This window comes from Vibrio sp. 10N.222.49.C9, from assembly GCF_041474985.1.
Classification (GTDB): Bacteria; Pseudomonadota; Gammaproteobacteria; order Enterobacterales; family Vibrionaceae; genus Vibrio; species Vibrio crassostreae_C.
Window position 1 is genome coordinate 1 of record NZ_JBFRVD010000954.1, and the last position, 212, is coordinate 212.

Consider the following 212-nt stretch of genomic DNA (forward strand, 5'->3'; position numbering starts at 1 on the left):
GCGGTATCGACGACAGGTGTAGGTGAGCACTTTATCCGTAAAACGGTGGCATCAGATCTTGCAGCAAGGATGCGTTATCTTAAAGAGGACGTCCACACTGCCAGTGAGCAAGTCATTCATGGTGAACTCGAAGCTATGGGTGGAGAAGGCGGCTTGATTGCCTTGGATTCTAACGGTGATATTCACTTTGCGATGAACAGCTCAGGAATGTA

Annotated in this window: 1 protein-coding gene; it reads left to right on the plus strand. The window is 48.6% G+C overall.

Features of this window, described 5'->3' with window-relative positions:
- The coding region (locus AB4585_RS26380; RefSeq protein ID WP_372171713.1) for an isoaspartyl peptidase/L-asparaginase at positions 1–212 on the plus strand (212 nt) is incomplete at both ends.